The 8,062-nt window shown below is 46.2% G+C and carries 7 protein-coding genes and 2 riboswitches; of the genes, 3 read left to right on the forward strand and 4 right to left on the reverse strand.

Going from position 1 to position 8,062, the window contains the following annotated elements:
- A partial coding sequence (locus tag AS194_RS13735; protein WP_161808418.1) for a hypothetical protein occupies nucleotides 1-191 on the forward strand: 191 nt, incomplete at its 5' end.
- A 113-nt stretch (nucleotides 192-304) separates the two neighbouring features.
- Here the strand turns inward: AS194_RS13735 and gcvP are convergent.
- From gcvP to gcvT, 4 genes are all read right to left on the reverse strand, one after another.
- Nucleotides 305-3,202 carry an aminomethyl-transferring glycine dehydrogenase gene (gcvP, locus tag AS194_RS12570; protein WP_058025829.1) on the reverse strand — a complete coding sequence of 966 codons (2,898 nt, stop codon included), beginning with the start codon at nucleotides 3,200-3,202 and terminating at the stop codon, nucleotides 305-307.
- A gap of 64 nt (nucleotides 3,203-3,266) precedes the next feature.
- Nucleotides 3,267-4,025 (reverse strand): nitroreductase family protein, encoded by a 759-nt coding sequence (locus AS194_RS12575; RefSeq protein WP_058025831.1) that lies wholly within the window; start codon nucleotides 4,023-4,025, stop codon nucleotides 3,267-3,269.
- 312 nt (nucleotides 4,026-4,337) lie between these two features.
- Nucleotides 4,338-4,718 carry a glycine cleavage system protein GcvH gene (gene gcvH, locus AS194_RS12580; protein ID WP_058025832.1) on the reverse strand — a complete coding sequence of 127 codons (381 nt, stop codon included), beginning with the start codon at nucleotides 4,716-4,718 and terminating at the stop codon, nucleotides 4,338-4,340.
- Between the two features lie 117 nt (nucleotides 4,719-4,835).
- Nucleotides 4,836-6,017 carry a glycine cleavage system aminomethyltransferase GcvT gene (gene gcvT, locus AS194_RS12585; RefSeq protein WP_058025834.1) on the reverse strand — a complete coding sequence of 394 codons (1,182 nt, stop codon included), beginning with the start codon at nucleotides 6,015-6,017 and terminating at the stop codon, nucleotides 4,836-4,838.
- 165 nt (nucleotides 6,018-6,182) lie between these two features.
- Nucleotides 6,183-6,331, reverse strand: a riboswitch (glycine riboswitch).
- 66 nt (nucleotides 6,332-6,397) lie between these two features.
- Nucleotides 6,398-6,536: riboswitch (glycine riboswitch) on the reverse strand.
- 260 nt (nucleotides 6,537-6,796) lie between these two features.
- On the opposite strand from gcvT, the gene AS194_RS12590 reads away from it, so the two are divergent.
- A complete protein-coding gene (locus AS194_RS12590; protein WP_058025835.1) occupies nucleotides 6,797-7,117 on the forward strand; it encodes a YcgL domain-containing protein in 321 nt (106 codons plus the stop codon).
- A 277-nt stretch (nucleotides 7,118-7,394) separates the two neighbouring features.
- Nucleotides 7,395-8,027, forward strand: coding sequence for a hypothetical protein (locus AS194_RS12595; RefSeq protein ID WP_227511655.1), 633 nt, complete (start codon nucleotides 7,395-7,397; stop codon nucleotides 8,025-8,027).
- Nucleotides 8,028-8,062 lie beyond the last annotated feature (35 nt).

Below are 8,062 nucleotides of genomic sequence, written 5' to 3' on the forward strand. Positions count from 1 at the left end.
TAGCGGATACGTCTTTTTCGTTGGATGACGCTCAGGAAGTATTACTATTTGAAGGGAAACCTTATAAGATTGGCGATGCGCTTTATCTTGGTGGCGGAGCATTTACTTATCCTAAAGGAATCCTGACAGGTGAAAATATAAAGCTCAACTGGATAGACTGTGGTTTGAATAAAGGATGGTTGGGCGGTTAAGTCTCATTAATAGTGTAAAAATTTAACAATGCACGCATAAAACAAAACCGCCAAATCAGCGACTGATTTGGCGGTTTTTTATAAAATAAACGAGCAGTTATCGAAAATGATCATTACATATAGTTTTCGATACTTGGGCAAGAACACATAAGGTTCTTGTCACCGTACGCATCATCGACGCGTGCCACACTTGGCCAGAACTTGTTTGCACGGATGTAAGGCAGTGGGAATGCAGCAGTCTCACGGCTGTATGGATGCGTCCATTCTTCACCAGTAATCATAGCGGCGGTATGCGGTGCATTGACCAGTGGATTGTCTTCTAGCGTCCAGTTGTCTTCACCCGCTTTTGCTTTCATCGCTTCAGCTTTGATAGATTTCAGCGCACTGATAAAGCGATCCAACTCCTCGACAGACTCAGACTCTGTTGGCTCAATCATCAGTGTACCTGCGACTGGGAAGCTCATCGTTGGTGAGTGAAAACCGTAATCCATCAAGCGCTTAGCAATATCGCTTTCAGTGATGCCAGTTTCTTCTTTTAACGGACGAATATCAATGATACATTCGTGAGCCACGCGGCCATTTTTGCCTGTATATAATACAGGGTAGTGGTCTTTTAGCTGGGCGGCTACATAGTTGGCGTTTAGCAAGGCAAGCTCGGTCGCTTTTAGTAGGCCATCGCGGCCCATCATAGCGATATACATCCACGAGATCGGCAAGATGCTCGCTGAACCATAAGGCGCAGCCGATACCGCTGAGCAGTCTTTTTGCGCGTTATGCACAGGGCTTAGCGTATGGTTTGCCATGAATGGTGCCAGATGTGCCTTCATACCGATAGGACCCATACCTGGACCACCGCCGCCATGCGGGATACAGAAGGTTTTGTGCAAGTTCATGTGTAGCACATCAGCACCCACGTCTGCAGGTTGCATCATGCCTACCTGAGCATTCATGTTGGCGCCATCCATATAGACCTGACCACCATGCTTGTGGATCAAATCACAAATATGGCGAATGCCTTCTTCAAACACGCCATGAGTCGATGGGTAGGTGATCATTAAAGCGCCCAAACGCTCGCTGTGCTCTTCACACTTGGCGGTTAAATCCTCAATATCAACGTTGCCGTTTTCATCGGTTTTGACCACGACGACTTTCATACCCATCATCATGGCAGTAGCAGGGTTGGTACCGTGCGCTGACATTGGAATGAGGCAAACATCGCGATCGTTCTCACCTAGCGACGCGTGATAACGGCGAATCGCGAGCAGACCAGCATATTCACCAGAAGCGCCAGAGTTTGGCTGCATAGAGACATCATCAAACCCAGTGATGGCTTTTAATTGATCTTGTAAGCTATCGATCATCGCGATATAGCCTGTGACTTGGTCACGCGGTGCAAAAGGATGCACATTAGCAAACTCAGGCCAAGTAATCGGTAGCATTTCACTGGTGGCGTTGAGCTTCATGGTGCAGCTGCCTAGTGAAATCATGCTGCGGTTCATCGCTAGATCTTTATCTTCAAGCGACTTGAGATAACGCAGCATTTCATGCTCGGTATGATGCGAGTTGAATACTGGATGTGACAAGATATCATCTGTACGCAGATGCGCGCTATCGAGAGAGACGCGAGCGGTTTCAGGTAGATCGTGTGACTTGTTGACGAATAGCTGAGTCAAGATTTTGAAATCTTGCTGATCGCTAGTTTCACTAAAAGCAACGCTCAATTTGGTGTCGCTTAGACGCCATAAGTTGTAGCCAACGTTGTCTGCATTTTTAAAGATTTGCGTAGCTAGCTTCTCTGAACCACAATCAACCACGACTGTATCGAAGAATTGATCGTGTACCACGCTTAAGCTGCTGTCATTCGCTGCTGTGATGGCATCAGCAAAGGCGGTGGCAAACGCATGGATACGAGTCGCAATACGCTTCACGCCACTTGGACCATGATATACCGCGTACATACCAGCGAGATTGGCGAGCAATACCTGCGAAGTACAGATGTTTGAGTTGGCTTTTTCGCGGCGGATATGCTGCTCACGCGTCTGTAGCGCCATACGTAATGCGGTATTGCCCTGTGCGTCTTTAGATACGCCAATGATACGACCAGGCGCTGAGCGTTTTGCTTTATCAGAGAACGCAAAGTAAGCAGCATGTGGGCCACCAAAGCCCATTGGAATACCGAAACGCTGTGTGCTACCTAGCGCTACGTCCGCACCCATGTCGGCTGGTGATTTTAATAACACCAAGCTCATGATGTCACTGACGACACTGACGTAAGTCTTGTTTTCTTTTACGGCCGCGATGACGTCTGTTAAGTCTTTAACGTCGCCTTCTACGCCAACATACTGGAATAGCGCGCCGAAATAGTCGCCAGATTTAGCCGTCTCAAAATCACCCACGACCACGTCCCAACCAAAGTATTTAGCACGAGTATTGATGACATCTAGCGTTTGTGGATAGACACGCTCATCGACGAAATACTGTGTTGATTTGCTTTTACTCACACGCTTTGACATCGCCATTGCTTCTGCCGCTGCCGTTGCTTCATCAAGTAATGACGCACCAGCTAATTCAAGACCAGTCAAATCGATACATACTTGTTGGAAGTTCAGCAATGCCTCCAAACGACCTTGAGCGATTTCTGCTTGGTAAGGCGTATAAGCGGTATACCAGCCTGGATTTTCAAGGACGTTGCGCTGAATGACGGCAGGCATACGAACAGGAGAGTAGCCTTGACCGATATAGCTTTTGTTAACAGTGATGTCATCTGCCATCGTGCGTAGTTTGGCAAGTGCCGCATGCTCACTCATCGCCACTGGCAAATCCAATTCTTTGTGCAAACGTACTGGCTCAGGCACAGTGTCATTGATAAAGCTTTGCATATCTTTATAACCAACAGCGCTGAGTAGGTCAGCTTGCTTGGTTTCGTTCGAACCTAAGTGGCGATAGACAAATTCAGCTTCGTTGAACAATCCTTGAAAGGTATCAAACGATGGGTTTTGAGAGATAGTCATGACAATCCTTGGTTAAGGGAGTAATAAACAAAATAGCAATTAAGGGAATAATATGAGCGGTACGTTATACGTAATGCACAAACTGTTTTTGATCAAAGCGGAATTGGGTGTTGTAAACGCCATTGTCAGCACGCTCGCCTGCGCCAATCATCATCACGATATGATGGTCGTCGCTAAGATTGAGCAACGCTTTCATGGCAGGCTCATCAAAGCCGCCCATAGGACAGCTATCAAAACCATGAGCACGTAGTGCCAACATTAGGTTTTCGGCGGCAAGGGCGGTGTTATTGGTTGCCCAGTTTTTGGTGTCTTCAAAAGTATAGTAAGGCGATTTGAGAGGGCCTTTGACGCGTCTGACGACTTGAGTGGCGCCCCATTTGGCAGCGGATATCACATTGGCAGGACCGCGCAAAAAGTCCAGCGTGACGACTTTGTTATAGTAGTCTTTGACTTTTTTTGGTACTGGCTGATCGGGATACTCGCGCAATATTTGCTGAGCATGCTCATGCCAGATATCAGTGCGAGCAACGATAGCGATTAAGCGCGCCGATGTTTTTGCCGCGTTTTGGTTCATACAGTTTTTGATCGCCTGTTTGCGATTGTCAGCATCATCGATAACATAAAACTCCCACGGCTGTAAGTTGCTAGAGTTTGGTGCTAGCATGGCCAAACGCAGACAGTCTGCCAGTACGTCGTCAGGGATGGGCGTGTCAGTAAAACGGCGCACGGAACGGCGTGATTCTACGATATCGCGAAAGGCTTGTAGCTGCGGCGTATGGTTTGGTGTGGCGATGGGGTCTTTATTATCGGTGTTGGCATTCATATTAGGATCCATGCTGAGAATTGGGTTATCAGTTTGCGTCGTTATTGATAGTACGTATTCATTGGGATTCGAATAGGTGATCAATACGAGTCAATGAGATAACGCTTGAGAGCAATAACATCGGACGATAATGGTTTTTGGTGGTCTATATATAAAGCTGCTTTGTTATCAAAGGCGTCATCTATGAATCAACCCTGCTGATAAGAAAGGGGTATCAAATAGGAGATGTAGATACCCGCTTTTGCCAGTATCTACAAGTTTGGCTGCTATTTTGGTTTAGCTACTGTCTTTCTGCTAAACTAAGGGCGATTATTATAATTCGCTTTCGTATTCGTCAGCGGTCATCAGTGCTTCATAGTCAGCGATGTTGTCAGGCTTCACTTTAAAGAACCAGCCTTCACCATATGGATCAGAGTTGATGATTTCAGGATCATCTTCTAGTGCTTCGTTGATAGCGATGACTTCGCCTGAGATAGGCGCGTATACGTCAGAGGCGGCTTTTACTGATTCAACAACTGAGATTTCGTCGTCAACAGCGATAATATCGCCCACATCTGGTAGTTCAACGAACACCACATCACCCAATAGGTCTTGAGCATGGTCAGTGATACCAACAGTGATCGTACCGTCGTCTTCTAAGCGTAGCCACTCGTGACTCGCAATATATTTTAGCTCTGCTGGGATGTTGCTCATGGTCTCTCTCCTAAATGATAGAGGTTAATTAACAAAAATAATGGAGGCTGGGCGTGTCGTCGTTTTTATCATTATGTCTAAAACGACAACGCGCTCTAATAATAAGATTTATAAGACCTAAGAGTCAAACTGTTGCTTGCCGTTACGGACAAAAGGCAGCTTTAATACGCGTACATCAACGAATTTACCTTTGCCGCGTAGATCGACCTGTACGTGATCATCTTCTGATAAGCTGGCAGGTACGCGGGCAATCGCGATGGAGTTTTTTAGGCTAGGGGAGAATGTACCACTGGTGATAATACCAGTTTGCTCATTGTCAGTGCCCTGATTGATAGTCACCGTCATGCCTTCACGCAATACGCCGCGCGTGGTCAATAGCAGACCTACTTGCTTCATGGCAGTGTTGTCTTCTTTTGCCTGCTTGCGTTTGCTGACCAAAGCGTCACGACCGACAAAGGCACGATCGTCTTTTAGTGCAAGCGTCCAGCCCATGTTGCACTCGTAAGGGCTGATGGTCTCGTCCATGTCATGACCGTAAAGGTTCATGCCCGCTTCCATACGCAAGGTATCACGTGCGCCAAGACCGGCAGGTTTGATGCCATTTGCTTTTAGCTGCTCAAAAAAAGCGGGGGCATCATCGGCATGCATAATGACTTCGACGCCATCTTCACCAGTATAGCCAGTACGAGCCACAAACCAATCGGTGCCTTCGATATCGGTCAAGTCAGCACCAACGAAAGGTTTTAGCCCAGCTAAGGTATCTGCCCAGTTTGGTTTGGCTTGAGCCAGTTTCTCAATAGCATTTGGCCCTTGAACGGCAAGCATGGCAAGCTCAGGACGCTCGGTAATCGTAATATCAAAGCCTTCAGCGACTTTATTAAACTGTGCTAAGTCTTTGTCACGAGTGGCTGCGTTAGAGACGATACGGTACTCAGTTTCCTCTGCATTCATCAGATAGACGATCAAATCATCGATGACGCCGCCTTGCTCATTGAGCATACCAGAGTACAGCGCTTTACCAGCGGTAGTGAGTTTGTTGACATCATTTGCGAGTAGTTTTTGGAGCCATGCTTTAGTATCTGCGCCTTTGATATCTGTGACAACCATATGTGAGACATCAAACATACCGGCATCTGTCCGTACCGCGTCGTGCTCTTCGATTTGTGAACCGTAATGAATTGGCAATTCCCAACCAGAAAAATCGACCAGTTTGCCCTCACTATCAAGATGAGACTGGTAAAAAGGGGTGCGCTTAGGGGTTTTAGTGCTGCTAGAGTCTTGAGAGTGGGTATCAGTCATAACAAATCCTTATGTGTACATCAGTCGTACTCGGCAGAGTAGAGTGGTGTGCAACGTAAAAGTAGCGAGAAGCAATATTGCAAGGCGCAATATTACATCAAAGGGTGACACAGAAAGCAAAGATAAAGACGTAGGCCAAACAGACGCTGAACGTCGGTTTAAGCTAAAGCCCTATCTGTCCTGTGACCTGAGATTTTCAATACGAACCATCGTTTACGAGCAGTTATTTAAAACCTGCGGTTGATGATAGCGTATTTTCTCCCCTTCGGTGGGTAAGACGTCGTCCGTACTTACCACTCTCCAGATTTGTTATGTCTGACGTTTGATAAAGTAGAGCGCTATGAGCGTGATGCTAGCAAACACTACCAAACAACAGTGACATGTGTTTTTCAGTCCTTTTACCTGAGCGATTGGCAGGGTGGATGCGCCTTCGGTGGTCGTATGGCAGTTGTCAGTTTGTATCACCAATAGGGTTTGATACAAAATCTGTGCCGACAGACTCTCTCCTGAAAAACGCTTTTATTATGAAAGTTTCAAAGCGCTTTTACAAGTCATCACCACCATTAAAACAAATAAATTTGGCAAAAATGTTTGCTCACTAGGACATTTGCTCACCAAAGACGCTTAGCAAGATGGTGTTTTTTATCTCTATCAGCCGTTTTGAGAATCAATAAAATGATGTATGGGCGCAAAAATTACCATAGCAACACGCAAAGCGACTACTGGTGTTTGCCTGAAATATGCTAACCTACGACCATAGTTTCTGATAGGTGGTTTTTATGCATTGCGATATTTATAAATTTCCCAAACATGACGACATGTATGTATATATTGCGCGCCCTGAATATCCTGATGATACCGATGAGATCAAAGATTGGCTTGGCGTACTGCCAAAAGACTTTCGTGCAGGGTTGGGCCGTAGCAAGTTTGTCATGCACCTAGATCTGGCGGCGACGCCCACTCTGGCGCGTGTTGATAAAGAAGAGGTACTGGCAAAGCTAGCGTCCCAAGGTTATTTTGTGCAGATGCCACCACAAGATGTCATGCGCCGCCAAGCAGAGCTACGCGCTCGTGAAGCGCAAGACAATATCTACGACTAGATACATTTTACCACTAGATAACATTGACGATTGGTACGCTTATTGGTAAGACGGTTGTGGCAAGGTGATTGAGAGAATGGTCTTTACAATGCTATGGACAAAACACTCATGACACATTTGGTCACATGCATTTGGGTAGAAAGTCGTGATAAACTGACACCCCATGACATCCACATAAAAAAATACAGATAGAAACGCACATTGATGTGTGCATCGATTATGTATTTGATCTTATTTTGGTACGACAGAACGCACCATACACTGCTAGGCACATAACGTGTCAACGGTGATAAACGCAGGTAGTGAAACACGTATGGATTGGTTAAAAAATATTTTGCACAGCTTACCATTAGAATCTATTAGTGACATTCTCGGTGAGATTGCTATTTGGTGGGGCCAAATGGTGAAAGATGTACCGCCCGCCGATTTGCCAATGTATGCGTATCTTGGTGGCTCTATTTTGGTGTTGGTGTTATGGTTGCTAGTCGCTCGCATATTGCCAAAACCACTGGGCGGTATGAGTTGGATGATACTGTTTGCAGTGTTATTGGCGCCAGGCGCAGCGCTTGGTGACTCTAGTGAGATTGCACCAGCCAGTATCAGCGTCGTCTACGCTGTTATGATGAAGGACTTTGCAGGCGCGATTGCCAATATGTTGCCAATATTGGTGGTACTGGTCATCGGTTTGTTTATCGGTTTTATGTGGCAGCTGATACGCGGTGCATTCGCATCGAGCTTGGACAAAGCCCGCAGCCGTACGGCAGAGGATACGCAAGCGACAATGCAACTGACGACCGGCAGTTATTTGGCAGAAGGTGCTACTGTCACCGAACAGTCCGATACTAATGTAAACCTAGAAAAAGATAGCACATTAAATCAGAAAGCCAATAGCGATATGTCTGATAAATGATAAAAGTAGACTAGGGCGTGTTGAACATTCGACCA

This window comes from Psychrobacter piscatorii (assembly GCF_001444505.1).
Lineage (GTDB): Bacteria > Pseudomonadota > Gammaproteobacteria > Pseudomonadales > Moraxellaceae > Psychrobacter > Psychrobacter piscatorii_B.